Below are 13542 nucleotides of genomic sequence, written 5' to 3'. Positions count from 1 at the left end.
ATGGGACACGGTGATGGCAGAGGCCGCATGGTGTCCTCGGCCGACGCCGACGATTCCGGGACGCGGATCCTCCACGTCGACATGGATGCGTTCTACGCCGCCGTCGAGGTGCTGGATGATCCGGGTCTTCGCGGGCTGCCGCTGATCATCGGATCCCCGGACGGACGATCGGTGGTCTCCAGCGCTTCCTACGAAGCACGGCGCTACGGCGTGCGCTCCGCCATGCCCGTATCGCAGGCTCTGCGGTTGTGTCCCACCGCACGTATCGTCCCGCCGCACTTCTCTCGGTATCAAGAGGTCTCGCGGCAGGTGATGGCGATCTTCGAGTCGTTCACGCCGCTCGTGGAACCCTTGTCGGTGGACGAGGCCTTCCTCGACGTGCAGGGTGTGCGCCGGCTCTGGGGGAGTCCGGCCCGGATCGCCGCCCAGATCCGCGAGCGCGTCCTCGCGGAGGTCGGCATCACCTGCAGCGTCGGCGTGGCCGCGACCAAGCACGTCGCGAAGATGGCATCGACCATGGCAAAGCCCGACGGAATGCTCGTGGTCGCCGAGCACGACACTCTCGCGTTCCTCGCGCCGCGCCCGGTACGGGCGCTGTGGGGAGTGGGGCCGAAGGCGGCGGAAGCTCTGGAAGCCCGCGGCCTCCGCACGATCGACGACCTGCGCACGGCGCCGCCGGAGATGCTGGACCGGGCTGTCGGGCCGGCGCTCAGCACGCGGCTCGCGCAGCTCGCCCGGGGAGAGGACCCCCGCGCCGTCGACACCGAGCGCGTGGAGAAGAGCATCGGCCACGAGGAGACGTTCGACCAGGACATCACGGATCGAGCGTTCCTCCGCGCCGAACTGCTCCGGCTCGCCGATCGCGTGGGCGCCCGCCTGCGTCGGGCCGGGTGGGAGACCTCCACGGTCGCGATCAAGATCCGCTTCGACGACTTCCGGACCGTCAACCGATCGCAGACGCTGAGCGAACCCACCGCGGTCGGACAGCGCATCGGCGAGGCGGCGCAGGGTCTGTTCGCGCTCATCGAGCGTCGCGACCCGATCCGCCTCGTGGGAGTCCGCGCCGAGAACCTCCGGCCTGCGGGAGGTAGCGCGCTGGCGCTCTGGGATGACGACGAGGGCTGGCGCAAGGTCGAGGGGGCGGTCGACGAGGCCATGGCACGGTTCGGTTCGGCGACGATCAGCAGAGCGCGCCACATCGGACGAGGTGAAGGACGAGGTGCCGCTCGCCATCCGAAGGATCACGGCGTCGATTGACCGCGCGCCGGAGGCCGCCGTCGGCTACCGTGGGAACATGCCGAACATTGCACTGGAACTCGGGAATCAGGTCGCGTCCTTCGGCGTGAAGAGCGCATACGGGGAGCCGCAGGAGATCGACGGTGTCACCGTCACTCCGGTGGCGTTCACCTACGCGGGCTTCGGCGGCGCCAGCGGCGACGGAGGAGAAGGCGGCGGGGGCGGCGGCGTGTCGGTCCCGGTCGGTGTCTATGTCCGTCGCGAAGAGGGACTGCGCTTCGAGCCGAACATCGTGACGCTCCTGGTCGTGGCCGTGCCCTTCGTCTGGGTCACAGGTCGGGCACTCACGCGCATCATCCGTGCCCTCAAGAAGTGACGACGCGGTCGCAGCTGCTCTCTCGCGCGCCGCGACACTGATCGTCGAGGACGTCCGCGCACTCGCGGCGTCCAATCCTGTCGTGATCATCGACGGGGGAAGCGGCGCCGGCAAGACCTCTCTGGCTGCGCGTGTGGCACATGCCTGGCCGGTTGCCGGCCGCGTGCAGGTCATCGCGCTGGATTCGCTGTACCCGGGCTGGGACGGACTCGACGGGGGCGCGGAGAAGGCGCTGGAGGGCATCCTCCGCCCGCACGGACGCGGCCTGCTCGGCGCCTGGCGTCGCTGGGATTGGGAACGCGGCGAGGAGGCGGAGACCCACGCTGTGGATCCCGCACTCGGGGTCATCGTCGAGGGCAGCGGGATCCTGCGTCCGTCCACGGCACGGCTGGCGGATGTCCGCGTCTGGGTGGAATCCGGGGAACAGTCACGCAAGTCACGGGCGCTTGCCCGGGACGGAGACACCTACCGCCCGCACTGGGACCGCTGGGCGGCGCAGGAGCGCCGTCACGTCGAGCGGGACCACCCCCGCGAACTCGCCACCCGAGTCGTCGAGGTTCCCTGAGCTCACTCAGCGGAGTGCGTCGGCGTCGCTCTCATCCACGGCTTCGATGAGGAGCTCGAGGCGGTATCCCAGCCAGTCGTACACCGCTTGACCATCGCCCCCGACGTCGGGCTCGTCGTCGGTGATGCCGAGGCGCGTCGCGATCACGAGGCGGATGGCGGTGAGGGTGCGCAGCCAGGAGTCCACGTGGTCACGGCGCACCACGACATCGCGGGGGATCCGGGCGTCGGCATCGGTCACCTCGGCGTCGGGGTCGAACATCTGCAGCGATGCGCGAACCGTGCGGGCGTCGTGCAACCGCCGGTCGAGGAGGTCCGCGCGCGTGGCGGAGGCGAATGCGGCCGACGCATCGTCGTCGTCCGGGTAGGCGTTCGGGGTCAGCCGGGCCACCCCCGGGTCGTCCTGTTCGGAGTCCCGCAGCACCTCCATGAAGTCATCGACGAGTCGGGCCAGGTGCATCCCCTCGATCGTGGCGACGGAGACGGTGATCGGCGTGGTGTTCATGCGGCCTTCCTGACGGTCGCCCAGAGTCCGTAGTCGTGCATCGCCTGAGCGTGCACCTCCATGGTCTCTCGCGGGCCGGTGGCGACGATCGCGTGGCCGTCGTGATGAACGGCGAGCATGAGGCGGGTGGCGTGTTCGGTCGTGTAGCCGAAGTAGGTGCGGAAGACGCGCACGACGTAGCTCATCAGATTCACGGGGTCGTTCCATACGACGACCTCCCAGGGCTCCAGCGGAGCAGCGAACAGGTCAGTGGTCTCCTCGACCTCGGGAAGAGCGGTCGACATGGTCATGCCCACCCGAGCTCATGCAACTGCGCGTCGTCGATGCCGTGGAAGTGCGCGATCTCATGGACGAGCGTGGTGTGAATCTCGTCACGGAGTTGGTCGATGTCGTCGCACTGTGCGAGGTGCGGCTCCCGGTAGACGATGATGCGGTCGGGGAGCTCGCCCATCCCGTATTGCGTGCGCTCCGTCAGCGCCAGGCCGTCGTACAGGCCGAGCAGGTCGAGGCCGCCGTCCTCCGGACGGTCCTCCACGACGAAGACGACGTTCTCGAGCTGCTCGACCATCTCATCGGGCAGCTGGTCGAGCTCGTCGATCACGAGGGCCTCGAAGGCCGCGGCGTCCATGTCCATCCCCTCCAGCCTACGGCGACGGCCGGGTGCTCAGTGCAGAAGGACGAGGAGGGCTGCCACGCCGATGAAGAGGGTTCCGAACACCGTGTTGAGGATCCGCTGTCCCTGCGGGGAGCGCGTGAGACGCCGGAAGGGACGCGCCGCTGTGGCGAAGAACCCCCACATCACCAGGACATCGACGACCACGACCGTCGCGACGAGTGCCAGGTACTGGGGGAGCGGTGGCTGGTCCAGTCGGATGAACTGCGGGATGAACGCGAGGAAGAACACGATCGCCTTCGGGTTCAGCAGGTTCACCCAGAACCCGCGGCGCATCATCGACCAGTGGCTCTCCCGGACGTCCACAGGATCCGGCGCGTCGTCGAGTGCCGGCGCGGGCCGGGTCAGGATCAACCGGATCCCGAGGTAGACGAGGTAGGCGGCGCCGGCGTACCGGATGACGTTGAACAGGAGATCCGAGCGTGAGACGAGGAGCCCGACTCCAGCGGCGACGATCACCACATGGACGATGAGCGCGATCTGTTGGCCGATGATGCCCCAGATCGAGCGCTTCCAGCCCTGGGTGAGGGAGTTGGACATCGTGTTGATCGCGCCGGCTCCCGGCGTGAAGCTGATCACCACGGATGCGGTGAGAAGGGAGAACCAGACCGCCAGTGACACCAGGACAGTCTAGGGCCGCGCGACCACGGGGCCGGACCGGCCGAAAGGCGAAGAGGCTCGGACCGAACGGTCCGAGCCTCTTCGAGCTGGGGTGAGTAACGGGGCTTGAACCCGCGACCTCCTGGACCACAACCAGGCGCTCTACCAGCTGAGCTATACCCACCATGCGCCCGCCGAAACAGGCAACCCCACGAGTCTATTACATGTTCGAGGTGAACTCCGACACCGTGCGGGCGGCGATCTCCTTCGCATCATCGCTGGAAGGTCCCGGTTCGTCGACGAAGACGGCTTCGCGGTAGTAACGCAGCTCGCGGATCGACTCGAGGATGTCCGCCAGCGCGCGGTGCCCGCCGTCCTTGGCAGGTGCCTGGAAGAACACCCGCGGGTACCAGCGGCGGGAAAGCTCCTTGATGCTGGAGACGTCGACGTTCCGGTAGTGCAGCCACTGGTCGACCTGTGGCATGTACTTCGCGAGGAACATCCGGTCGGTGCCGATCGTGTTGCCGGCGAGAGGCGCGCGGCGCTCCAGCGGGACGAAGCGGCGGATGTAGGCCAGCGTCTGTTCCTCCGCCTCCTCGAGGCTGATCCCCTGCGGGATCTCCTCGATGAGCCCGGAGGTCTCGTGCATCGCGGTGACGAAGTCGTTCATGTGCGCGAGGGCGTCCGCGCTCGGACGGATGACGACCTGGAAGCCGGGGTCGAGCGGACGCAGCTCGAAGTCGGTGACCACCACCGCGATCTCGACCAGTTCATCGATGGCGAGATCGAGTCCCGTCATCTCACAGTCGATCCAGACGAGGCGGTCGTTCTCGGAAGCAGTCACCATGTCGCCATCCTATCGACGGCCCCGACATCCGCCGGGGGAGCGCGGTACGGTAGAGATGTCCGCCTCCGTAGCTCAGGGGATAGAGCAGGAGCCTTCTAATCTCTTGGTCGCAGGTTCGAATCCTGCCGGGGGCGCCAGTGATCGCCGGTCACGTCGACCGGAGGTCAGCAGTGTCGCAGCGCGTCGACGGCGTCGTCCGCGCGCCAGAACTCGCCGATCAGCCGGAAGTCACCCGTCGCCAGATGGAGCCGCTCCGCCCGGTACCGGAGGCCGAGGGGATCGGCCACCACGCGCAGGTGGCCGAGGACGTGCTCGCGGCTGTCCTGTACGCGCCACAGGTGATCGGCGGCACGGACGAGGTGCTCTCGCCGGGACGCGAGCGGCGGGGCCACGAGGGGGATTCCGGGAGCAGGGATCGAAGCGGTGGTGGTGGCGGTCATGGTCTCTCCTTCCATGGTTCGAACATACGACCGACCACCGACATTGGCCCGCGCATCGATATCCGGCGGTGACCTGGCTTCTTCTGCACGGATGACGGTTGCCTTAGCCCGTCCACAGATCGCGCGATCGTGCCCCTGCAACCTGCTCCGCGAGGTGCACGCTGGAGGGCATCCGGCCGCTGAGCCGGCAGCGAGAGGACGAACGCATGATCGACACCGTGACCATCGTGGGGAGAGTCGCGACGGAGCCCACCCCGGGGCGGACGAGTGCGGGGGTGCCCGTCACGAACTTCCGGCTGGCGAGCACGCACCGTCGCTTCGACGCAGCGAGCGGCTCGTGGGTGGATGCGGGGACCAACTGGTTCTCGATCGCCGCCTTCCGCCAGCTCGCGGAGCATGCGCGCGCATCGCTCAGGGTCGGCGACAGCGTCATCGTCTCGGGACGACTGCGCGTACGACCGTGGGAGAGCAATGGCAAGCAGGGGACGAGCGTCGACATCGACGCCGACACGATCGGACACGATCTGCGGTGGGGGACCACCGCGTACCGACCGAGCACCCGTCCGTCTCCCACGGATGCGGAGGAGAGCGGGGACGTCCCGACGACCGATGAGGAAGGGCGCGACGCGTGGGAACAGCCGGCGGAGAGCGAGGCGGCCTAGACTCTGCTCGTGCTCCGATCGGTCCTGAACTCCCGCGCTGCGGCGCTCGTGCTCGTCGCCGGTCTCTCGGCAGCCGTCCTCGCCGGATGCGCCCCGGAGCCGGAGGTGACGCGGACCCCGACCGGGACGGCCAGTGCCACGCCGACACCGCCGGCCGCGCCTGCTCTGGTGCCGGGCGGGAGCGCCGCAGACAACCTTCCCGTGTTCACCGCAGTGGCCGAACAGGTGTGGGGCACGGAGCAGCGTGCGGAGGGGCGGGCATACGTCGACGGTCTCGTCGCGGCGGGATTCGATCGGGACGCCATGCAGCTCACGCCGGACCAGTCCACGGTCGGGAACCCGGCGGAGAGCATCCAGTTCTCGGTCCGCTGGGGCGAGGAGGAGTGCCTGATCGGGCAGGTCGGGCCCTCCACCGGCGCCGTCGTGACCACCGTCATGCCACAGCTCGCCGGCGGGCGCTGTCTGGTGGGCGTGACGCGGCCGATCGACTGGTGACCCGCGTACACAGATAAGCCCGCTCACGGCCGGTAGGCTGGAGTGTCGATCTTCGACGCCAACAGAAGGAGCGGTTTTCGGTGGCTGAGTACATCTACTCCATGGTTCGTGCCCGCAAGGCGGTGGGTGAGAAGCTCATCCTGGACGACGTCACGATGGCGTTCCTGCCGGGCGCGAAGATCGGCATGGTCGGCCCCAACGGCGCCGGAAAGTCGACGATCCTCAAGATCATGGCGGGGCTCGACACGCCCTCCAACGGTGAAGCCAAGCTCTCGCCGGGCTACTCCGTGGGCATCCTCATGCAGGAGCCCGAGCTCGACGAGTCGAAGACGGTCCTGGAGAACATCCAGGACGGCATCGCCATCAAGGCCAAGGTCGACCGGTTCAACGAGATCTCCGCGCTGATGGCCGACCCGGACGCCGACTTCGATGCGCTGCTCGCGGAGATGGGTACGCTGCAGGAGGAGATCGACGCGGCGGACGGCTGGGACCTCGATTCCCAGCTCGAGCAGGCGATGGACGCCCTGCGCACCCCGCCCGGCGACGCGGCCATCGCTCCGCTCTCCGGTGGCGAGAAGCGCCGTGTGGCGCTGGCCAAGCTGCTGCTGCAGAAGCCCGACCTGCTGCTCCTCGACGAGCCCACCAACCACCTCGACGCGGAGAGCGTGCTCTGGCTCGAGCAGCACCTCCAGTCGTACAAGGGCGCCGTGATCGCGATCACCCACGACCGGTACTTCCTCGACCACGTGGCCGAGTGGATCGCCGAGGTCGACCGCGGTCGCCTCATCGGCTACGAGGGCAACTACTCGACGTACCTGGAGAAGAAGGCCGAGCGCCTCGACATCCAGGGCAAGAAGGACGCCAAGCTCGCGAAGCGCCTCAAGGACGAGCTCGACTGGGTCCGCTCCAGCGCGAAGGGCCGCCAGACCAAGTCGAAGGCCCGTCTCGCCCGGTACGAGGAGATGGCGGCCGAGGCGGAGCGGACGAGGAAGCTGGACTTCGAGGAAATCCAGATCCCTGCCGGTCCTCGACTCGGCAACGTGGTGATCGAGGCGAAGAACCTCAAGAAGGGCTTCGACGGGCGCTCGCTCATCGACGGCCTGAGCTTCAGCCTCCCGCCGAACGGCATCGTCGGCGTCATCGGTCCGAACGGCGTCGGAAAGACGACCCTGTTCAAGACCATCGTCGGTCTCGAGCCCCTGGACGGCGGAGACCTGAAGATCGGCGAGACCGTCAAGATCAGCTACGTCGACCAGTCGCGTTCGTCGATCGACCCGAACAAGACCCTGTGGGAGGTCGTGTCCGACGGACTCGACTTCATCACGGTCGGCAAGACCGAGATCCCGTCCCGTGCCTACGTGTCCAAGTTCGGGTTCAAGGGTCCGGACCAGCAGAAGAAGGCCGGCGTGCTCTCCGGTGGTGAGCGCAACCGTCTGAACCTCGCGCTCACCCTCAAGGAGGGCGGCAACCTGCTCCTCCTCGACGAGCCGACCAACGACCTCGACGTCGAGACCCTGAGCTCCCTGGAGAACGCGCTGCTCGAGTTCCCCGGCTGCGCCGTGGTCATCACCCACGACCGGTGGTTCCTCGACCGGATCGCGACGCACATCCTCGCGTACGAGGGCACGGACGAGAAGCCCGACCAGTGGTACTGGTTCGAGGGCAACTTCGAGGCCTACGAGCAGAACAAGATCGAGCGCCTCGGGCCGGACGCGGCCAAGCCCCACCGCTCGACCCACCGCAAGCTCACGCGCGACTGAGCCGGTCATGAGCACCGACTCGCCGGGTTCCCGCCTGCACATCCCGATCCAGCTCCGCTGGGGCGATCTGGATGCGTTCAACCATGTCAACAACACCTCGATGCTGAAGCTGCTCGAGGAGGCGCGCGTCCGCGCGTTCTGGCGGGCGGGACCCGGCGAGCAGGCGCCGTCCACGGCCGTCCTCGACTCCGGGATCGAGGAAGGCATCCTGACGCTCATCGCGCGGCAGGAGATCGAGTACCTCGCTCCGGTGCCGTATCAGCGCCGCCCGTTGGAGGTGCAGATGTGGTTCGGGAAGCTCGGTGGCTCGAGCGTCGAGGTCTGCTACGAGGTGCACAATGACCCGGCCGCCGAGCCGCGTGAACTCTACGCGCGGTCCACGGCCGTCATCGTGCTCGTCGACGCGGGGACCGGGCGGCCGACGCGGCTGACCGCGGAGATGCGCGAGGCATGGGAGCCGTACGTCGGCCCCTCCATCGAGTACGCCCACCGCTGAGCGCAGGTCAGTGATCCTCCGGGACGCGAATCATGATCTCCTGCGCGACGCTCGCGACCAGCGCGCCCTCACGGGTGTACACCCGCCCCGTGGCCAGACCGCGACCGCCCCGGGCGCTCGGCGACTCCTGCACGTAGAGGAGCCATTCGTCCACGCGGGCCGGACGATGCCACCACATCGCGTGGTCCAGGCTCGCGACCTTCAACCCGGGCAGCGACCATGACACTCCGTGAGCGCGCAGGATCGACTCCTGGATCGTCATGTCGCTGAGGTAGGCGAGCGCGGCCCGATGCAGCCGCTGGTCGTTAGGGAGCGGGGCACGCAGCCGCATCCACACCGCCTGCCGCGGAACCCTCTCATCATCGTTCGGCAGATAGAGCGGGGAGTCGACGTGGCGGATGTCCGCGGCGCGCTCGCTCAGCATGCGCCGTGCACCGCCGGCGAGGCCCGGCACCCGGTCCTCATCGGGGACGAGGTCCTCGGGGACAGGGATACCGGCGGGCATGGGCTCGGCGTGCTCCACTCCGGGGTCGGCGTCCTGGAACGAGGCGATCATCGAGAAGATCGGGACGCCGTTCTGGTATGCCTGAGTCCGACGGGTGGAGAACGAGCGGCCGTCGTGGATGCGGTCGACGGCGATGGTGATGCCCTGGCTCGCGTCGCCGGGGCGGAGGAAGTACCCGTGCATCGAGTGGACGGCCCGGTCCTCCGGCAGCGTGCGCTCCGCGGCCACGAGGGTCTGCGCGAGCACCTGACCGCCGTAGATGCGGCCGCTCGGCATCGGGTGCGACGAACCGGTGAAGATGTCCTCGGTGGTCCGCGCCTGGGTGGCGTCGAGGTCGAGGACGTCGAGAAGACGCTCCACGGTCTGGATGGCGTGTTCGTCGGCGCTCATGTGTTCCCCTCCGCGGCCCCGGGTCGCCGCTCGTTGGTAGTTTAGAACGCGTGACCCCTCAGCTCCTGCTCGCCGATCCGGACACGGCGAAGGATGTCCTCACGTTCACGGGCCGCGCGGCCCGGGTGTCCGACGAAGGGGTTCGCCTGCAGGCCCATCACGGCGTCCTGGCGCTCACGACGGCGGTCCTCGCACCCCAGGGGCTCTTCGACCAGACGCCGACGATCCTCGCCATGCGCATCGTCCGTGCCGATCCGGAGCTCGAGTGCGACCTCGTGATCGACGCCCTGAGCCCGACGGACGACCCGCAGCGCCTCGGGCTGCCCGAGACCGCCCTCTCGCCCGCATGGGCCGGCGTCGCGCCCCCGCGGCAGGGCTGGCTCGCGGAGTCCGTCCTGCCCGCCTCCACCATCGCGCAGCGTGCACAGTGGGGCATCTCCGCGGTCGCCCACGGTGCGGGACCGGGGTCGGGTGAGGAGGCCGTGCGCGCGCTTCGTGCGGCCATCTGGGGCGAGCCGGACGACGACCTCGGCGGATTGCCGCGGGGCGTGGCGTTCGCCGCGGACGCGCTGGGCTTCATCTCCGGTGAAGAGGACGTGACCGTCACGCGGTCCGGCCGCTGGACGCGGCTCGCGTTCCGCCGCGGCCACGTCCTCGCACGGGGCCCCGTCGCCACCGGACTGACGGGGGTGCGGGCCACCGGCTCCACCGCCTGACGTGACCGCAGGCAGGACCAGGGGAACAGTGCCGGTTCAGCCGAGGGCAGCCGCCGCGCGTCCCGCCTGACGGCCGGAGAACAGGCACCCGCCGAGGAATGTCCCCTCCAGGGCGCGGTAGCCGTGCGCGCCCCCGCCGCCGAAGCCGCTGGCCTCACCGGCGGCGAAGAGGCCAGGAATCGGTGCGCCGCCTCCGTCCAGGGCACGACCGTCGAGATCCGTGTTGATCCCGCCGAGGGACTTCCTGGTCAGCACGTGCAGCTTGACCGCGATCAGCGGTCCTGCGGAGGGATCCTGCAGCCGGTGCGGCGCCGCGGTGCGGATGAGCTTGTCCCCGCGATAGGCCCGCATCGAGCGCAGCATGCCGATCTGCGCATCCTTGCTGAAGTCGTTCGCCATCTCGCGATCGCGAGCGACCACTTCCCGGCGCACGGCATCGATGTCCAGGAGCTCGCCGCCGGGATGAGCCGCCATCTGCTCCAGCAGCGACTCCAGGTCGTTCTCGACGATGAAGTCCTCGCCCTCGTCGAGGAATGACTGCACTGGTCCCGTCGGCCCCTTCGCGAGGCGGGACTTGAGCAGCAGCGCCACATCCTTGCCGGTGAGGTCGGGGTTCTGCTCGCTGCCGGACAGCGCGAACTCCTTCTCCACGATCTGCCGCGAGGTCACGAACCAGGAGTGGTCGTGGCCCGTCCGCCGCAGGTGCTCGAGCGTGCCGAGGGTGTCGAAGCCGGGGAAGAGCGGAACGGGGAGCCGGTGTCCGGTCGCGTCGAGCCACAGCGACGACGGCCCTGGCAGGATGCGGATGCCGTGCTGCGGCCACACCGGGTTCCAGTTCGTGATGCCCTCCACGTAGTGCCACATCCGGTCGCCGTTGATGAGGCGGGCGCCGGCGGTGGCGCTCACGGCCTGCATCGAGCCGTCGACATAGGCGGGCACGCCGGAGAGCATGTGCGCCGGGGGAGTGCCGAGGCGCGGGGGCCAGGCCGCGCGGACGAGGTCATGGTTTCCGCCGATGCCCCCCGAGGCCACGATCGTCGCCGTCGCGTCGATCTCGAAGGCGCCGATGACCTCGCGCGAGGAGGGGATGCCGCGTGCGGCACCATCCGACGCCAGCACGCTCCCGCGCGCGCCGGTCACGCGTCCGTCGGTGAGGATGAGCTCCTCGACGCGGTGTCTGGCGAGGACGGTGAGTCGTCCCTCGCGCTCACCCTGCTCGACGGCGGCCGCGAACGGGGCGACGATCCCCGGCCCGGTGCCCCACGTGATGTGGAAGCGAGGGACCGAGTTGCCGGGGCCGAGGGCGCCGTAGCCGCCCCGCTCGGCCCACCCGACCACCGGGAAGAAGCCGACGCCGCGGGAGCGGAGCCACGAGCGCTTCTCACCGGCCGCGAACTGCAGATAGGCCTCGGCCCAGCGCCGTGGCCATTCGTCCTCCGGCCGGTCGAATCCCGCGGTACCGAACCAGTCCTGGGTCGCGAGCTCGAGCGAGTCGCTGATGCCGAGGCGGCGCTGCTCCGGGGAGTCCACGAGGAACAGGCCGCCGAACGACCACCACGCCTGCCCGCCGAGGTTCGTGCGGGGCTCCTGGTCGACGATGAAGACCCGACGTCCGGCCTCGAGGGCTTCCGCGGCGGCCACGAGACCCGCCAACCCCCAACCGATCACCAGGACGTCTGCGGTCGGGGGTGTCGTCGTCATGGGTTCTCCGTTGATTCCTGACGGGAGCGGGTCTCCAGGGTCGTGCGGCCCTGAGGTGCCGTACCGATACCGGACGGCTCGAATGTGTTCACCATGGCATAGGCGGCGCGTTCCAGGTAGTCCCAGAGAGTGGTTTCGTGCAACGGGGACAACTGCGCCTCGTCGAGAGCCGTGCGCATGTGACGAAGCCAACGATCGCGTGCGTCGGGATCCACATGGAACGGCATGTGCCTCATCCGCAGCCGGGGGTGCCCTCGGGTCTCGCCGTAGGTGGTCGGGCCGCCCCAGTACTGCTTGAGGAACAGCAGCAGCCGCTCCTCCGCGGGACCGAGGTCTTCCTCCGGGTACATCGGCTTGAGCACGGGATCGAGGGCGACCTCGCGATAGAACACCGAGACGATCTTCGCGAACGTCTCGCGGCCGCCGACCTCGTCGTAGAACGTCACTTGTCTGCACTCCCGTCGCCGCTGGTGTTCTTCTTGCGTCGCCAGATGCCGCGGTCGGGGATGACGGGCACCCCGGTGACGGCGTTGGGGCGCGTCTTCGGCGGGTTGGCGCCCCGGACGCGGCGCGCACCCTCCAGTCCGGTGGGCACGACGTCCGCGAGACGCGGCACGTCGATCTCCTTCTCCAGCAGAGCGGCCCGGAGGCGGCGTCGGAGCTCCTGTGCCACGTCGTCCCGCGCGTTCGCCCTGGTCTTGATGACGGCCCGGACGACGAGCGCATCCCCGTCGATGGACTCGAGGCCCCACAGCTCCGGCTTCTCCACGATGCGCGTGCGCCACTTCGGGTCCTTCGCCAGTCCCTGCGCGGTCTCCAGAAGGATGTGCTCGACCTGCTCGAGGTCGGAATCCGGGGCGACACCGATGTCGACGATCGCCCGCGCCCAGCCCTGCGACATGTTCCCGATGCGGGTGACCTCGCCGTTGCGGACGTACCAGAGGGTCCCGTTCACGTCACGCACCTGCGTCACGCGCACGCTGACGTATTCGACGACGCCGCTCGCCAGCCCGAGGTCGACGACGTCTCCGATGCCGATCTGGTCCTCGGCGACGAGGAAGATCCCGTTCAGGACGTCCTTGACGATGTTCTGGGCGCCGAAACCCAGGCCGGCACCGACCGCTGCGGTGAGGAGGGTGAGCGATCCGAGGAGAGCGTTGTCGATCGCGTTGACGATGAGGATGATCGCGATGATGACGAGCATCACGTTCACGATGTTCTGCAGGATGGTGCCGAGCGTGCGCGTGCGCTGGACCAGGCGCATGTCCGCGAGCGGGGAGCGTTCGAGCGCCTGGGTGTCGTCGACGGCAGCCTTGTTCTTGGCGGTGTCCACGATGCGGTGCACGACCCGGGTGATCACCCGGCGCAGCACGAGCGCGATGAGGACGCAGGCGCCGATGATCATCGCGATCTGCAGGAGCTTGCCGCCGACCGTGGTCAGCACCGCGAGCATCTCGGTCACCCACGGAGGGAGTTCGGCGGGCATCGGCGCGGGGGTCGTCTCGGCGGAAATCAGCATCGTCTCGATGGTACCGAGCGGGCCTCTGCGCCGGCTGGAAGAGCGGCGGCAGAGGCC

Annotated in this window: 18 protein-coding genes and 2 tRNA genes; 9 read left to right on the top strand and 11 right to left on the bottom strand. The window is 68.9% G+C overall.

Going from position 1 to position 13542, the window contains the following annotated elements; translation table 11 throughout:
* Genes dinB through AB1285_RS07485 form a run of 3 tightly spaced genes read left to right on the top strand, consistent with a single transcriptional unit; the run spans position 1 to position 2177 of the window.
* Positions 1-1257 (top strand): DNA polymerase IV, encoded by a 1257-nt coding sequence (dinB, locus tag AB1285_RS07495; RefSeq protein ID WP_187664016.1) that lies wholly within the window; start codon positions 1-3, stop codon positions 1255-1257.
* A gap of 37 nt (positions 1258-1294) precedes the next feature.
* Positions 1295-1612, top strand: a complete 318-nt coding sequence (locus AB1285_RS07490) for a hypothetical protein (protein ID WP_071328758.1) — start codon at positions 1295-1297, stop codon at positions 1610-1612.
* Entirely contained in the window at positions 1596-2177 is a 582-nt protein-coding gene (locus AB1285_RS07485; RefSeq protein ID WP_315636906.1) for a hypothetical protein, read from the top strand. The genes AB1285_RS07490 and AB1285_RS07485 overlap by 17 nt, the downstream gene beginning before the upstream one ends.
* A gap of 6 nt (positions 2178-2183) precedes the next feature.
* Here AB1285_RS07485 and AB1285_RS07480 read toward each other — a convergent pair whose 3' ends face one another.
* The 6 genes from AB1285_RS07480 to orn all read right to left on the bottom strand — a co-directional run bounded on the left by AB1285_RS07480 (position 2184) and on the right by orn (position 4801).
* Entirely contained in the window at positions 2184-2681 is a 498-nt protein-coding gene (locus AB1285_RS07480; protein ID WP_363444080.1) for a DUF2017 family protein, read from the bottom strand.
* Entirely contained in the window at positions 2678-2971 is a 294-nt protein-coding gene (gene clpS, locus AB1285_RS07475) for an ATP-dependent Clp protease adapter ClpS (RefSeq protein ID WP_268776351.1), read from the bottom strand. The genes AB1285_RS07480 and clpS overlap by 4 nt, the downstream gene beginning before the upstream one ends.
* Positions 2968-3315, bottom strand: coding sequence for a metallopeptidase family protein (locus tag AB1285_RS07470; protein WP_187664020.1), 348 nt, complete (start codon positions 3313-3315; stop codon positions 2968-2970). Before AB1285_RS07470 ends, clpS begins: the two co-directional genes overlap by 4 nt.
* A 30-nt stretch (positions 3316-3345) precedes the next feature.
* A complete protein-coding gene (locus tag AB1285_RS07465) occupies positions 3346-3975 on the bottom strand; it encodes a LysE family transporter (protein WP_370428527.1) in 630 nt (209 codons plus the stop codon).
* Positions 3976-4062: 87 nt separating this feature from the next.
* Positions 4063-4138, bottom strand: a tRNA-His gene (locus AB1285_RS07460).
* A gap of 36 nt (positions 4139-4174) precedes the next feature.
* A complete protein-coding gene (orn, locus tag AB1285_RS07455; protein WP_187664022.1) occupies positions 4175-4801 on the bottom strand; it encodes an oligoribonuclease in 627 nt (208 codons plus the stop codon).
* Positions 4802-4862: 61 nt separating this feature from the next.
* On the opposite strand from orn, the gene AB1285_RS07450 reads away from it, so the two are divergent.
* Positions 4863-4938 (top strand) — tRNA-Arg (locus AB1285_RS07450).
* A gap of 27 nt (positions 4939-4965) precedes the next feature.
* Here AB1285_RS07450 and AB1285_RS07445 read toward each other — a convergent pair.
* Positions 4966-5241, bottom strand: a complete 276-nt coding sequence (locus tag AB1285_RS07445; protein ID WP_292795213.1) for a hypothetical protein — start codon at positions 5239-5241, stop codon at positions 4966-4968.
* A 206-nt stretch (positions 5242-5447) separates the two neighbouring features.
* Between AB1285_RS07445 and AB1285_RS07440 the strand changes: the two genes are divergently transcribed.
* From AB1285_RS07440 to AB1285_RS07425, 4 genes are all read left to right on the top strand, one after another.
* On the top strand, positions 5448-5903 hold the full coding sequence (locus tag AB1285_RS07440) for a single-stranded DNA-binding protein (RefSeq protein ID WP_315636903.1): 456 nt from the start codon (positions 5448-5450) through the stop codon (positions 5901-5903).
* A gap of 9 nt (positions 5904-5912) precedes the next feature.
* On the top strand, positions 5913-6398 hold the full coding sequence (locus AB1285_RS07435) for a DUF6993 domain-containing protein (protein WP_370428528.1): 486 nt from the start codon (positions 5913-5915) through the stop codon (positions 6396-6398).
* An 80-nt stretch (positions 6399-6478) separates the two neighbouring features.
* Positions 6479-8158 carry an energy-dependent translational throttle protein EttA gene (gene ettA / locus AB1285_RS07430; RefSeq protein WP_025103391.1) on the top strand — a complete coding sequence of 560 codons (1680 nt, stop codon included), beginning with the start codon at positions 6479-6481 and terminating at the stop codon, positions 8156-8158.
* 7 nt (positions 8159-8165) lie between these two features.
* Complete coding sequence (locus AB1285_RS07425) at positions 8166-8654, top strand: acyl-CoA thioesterase (protein ID WP_187664025.1); 489 nt, start codon at positions 8166-8168, stop codon at positions 8652-8654.
* 7 nt (positions 8655-8661) lie between these two features.
* Here AB1285_RS07425 and AB1285_RS07420 read toward each other — a convergent pair whose 3' ends face one another.
* Positions 8662-9549 (bottom strand): acyl-CoA thioesterase, encoded by an 888-nt coding sequence (locus tag AB1285_RS07420; RefSeq protein ID WP_315636901.1) that lies wholly within the window; start codon positions 9547-9549, stop codon positions 8662-8664.
* A gap of 50 nt (positions 9550-9599) precedes the next feature.
* Between AB1285_RS07420 and AB1285_RS07415 the strand changes: the two genes are divergently transcribed.
* Positions 9600-10265 carry a hypothetical protein gene (locus tag AB1285_RS07415; RefSeq protein WP_370428529.1) on the top strand — a complete coding sequence of 222 codons (666 nt, stop codon included), beginning with the start codon at positions 9600-9602 and terminating at the stop codon, positions 10263-10265.
* 36 nt (positions 10266-10301) lie between these two features.
* Here the strand turns inward: AB1285_RS07415 and AB1285_RS07410 are convergent, their stop codons facing one another.
* Genes AB1285_RS07410 through AB1285_RS07400 form a run of 3 tightly spaced genes read right to left on the bottom strand, consistent with a single transcriptional unit; the run spans position 10302 to position 13485 of the window.
* Complete coding sequence (locus AB1285_RS07410; RefSeq protein ID WP_370428530.1) at positions 10302-11966, bottom strand: FAD-binding dehydrogenase; 1665 nt, start codon at positions 11964-11966, stop codon at positions 10302-10304.
* Entirely contained in the window at positions 11963-12412 is a 450-nt protein-coding gene (locus AB1285_RS07405; RefSeq protein WP_370428531.1) for a globin, read from the bottom strand. The genes AB1285_RS07410 and AB1285_RS07405 overlap by 4 nt, the downstream gene beginning before the upstream one ends.
* The gene (locus AB1285_RS07400) at positions 12409-13485 is read right to left on the bottom strand and encodes a mechanosensitive ion channel family protein (protein WP_370428532.1); all 1077 of its coding nucleotides are present in this window, start codon (positions 13483-13485) and stop codon (positions 12409-12411) included. Before AB1285_RS07400 ends, AB1285_RS07405 begins: the two co-directional genes overlap by 4 nt.
* Positions 13486-13542: the final 57 nt, after the last annotated feature.

The sequence above is a fragment of the Microbacterium sp. NRRL B-14842 genome (assembly GCF_050470785.1).
This window is presented reverse-complemented; position numbering and strand designations above follow the sequence as displayed.

Coding starts and splice junctions, on each gene's coding strand:
- dinB (WP_187664016.1), top strand. CDS start 1: ATGGGACACGGTGATGGCAGAGGCCGCATGGTGTCCTCGGCCGACGCC.
- AB1285_RS07490 (WP_071328758.1), top strand. CDS start 1,295: ATGCCGAACATTGCACTGGAACTCGGGAATCAGGTCGCGTCCTTCGGC.
- AB1285_RS07480 (WP_363444080.1), bottom strand. CDS start 2,681: ATGAACACCACGCCGATCACCGTCTCCGTCGCCACGATCGAGGGGATG.
- clpS (WP_268776351.1), bottom strand. CDS start 2,971: ATGACCATGTCGACCGCTCTTCCCGAGGTCGAGGAGACCACTGACCTG.
- AB1285_RS07470 (WP_187664020.1), bottom strand. CDS start 3,315: ATGGACATGGACGCCGCGGCCTTCGAGGCCCTCGTGATCGACGAGCTC.
- orn (WP_187664022.1), bottom strand. CDS start 4,801: ATGGTGACTGCTTCCGAGAACGACCGCCTCGTCTGGATCGACTGTGAG.
- AB1285_RS07445 (WP_292795213.1), bottom strand. CDS start 5,241: ATGACCGCCACCACCACCGCTTCGATCCCTGCTCCCGGAATCCCCCTC.
- AB1285_RS07440 (WP_315636903.1), top strand. CDS start 5,448: ATGATCGACACCGTGACCATCGTGGGGAGAGTCGCGACGGAGCCCACC.
- AB1285_RS07425 (WP_187664025.1), top strand. CDS start 8,166: ATGAGCACCGACTCGCCGGGTTCCCGCCTGCACATCCCGATCCAGCTC.
- AB1285_RS07420 (WP_315636901.1), bottom strand. CDS start 9,549: ATGAGCGCCGACGAACACGCCATCCAGACCGTGGAGCGTCTTCTCGAC.
- AB1285_RS07410 (WP_370428530.1), bottom strand. CDS start 11,966: ATGACGACGACACCCCCGACCGCAGACGTCCTGGTGATCGGTTGGGGG.
- AB1285_RS07400 (WP_370428532.1), bottom strand. CDS start 13,485: ATGCTGATTTCCGCCGAGACGACCCCCGCGCCGATGCCCGCCGAACTC.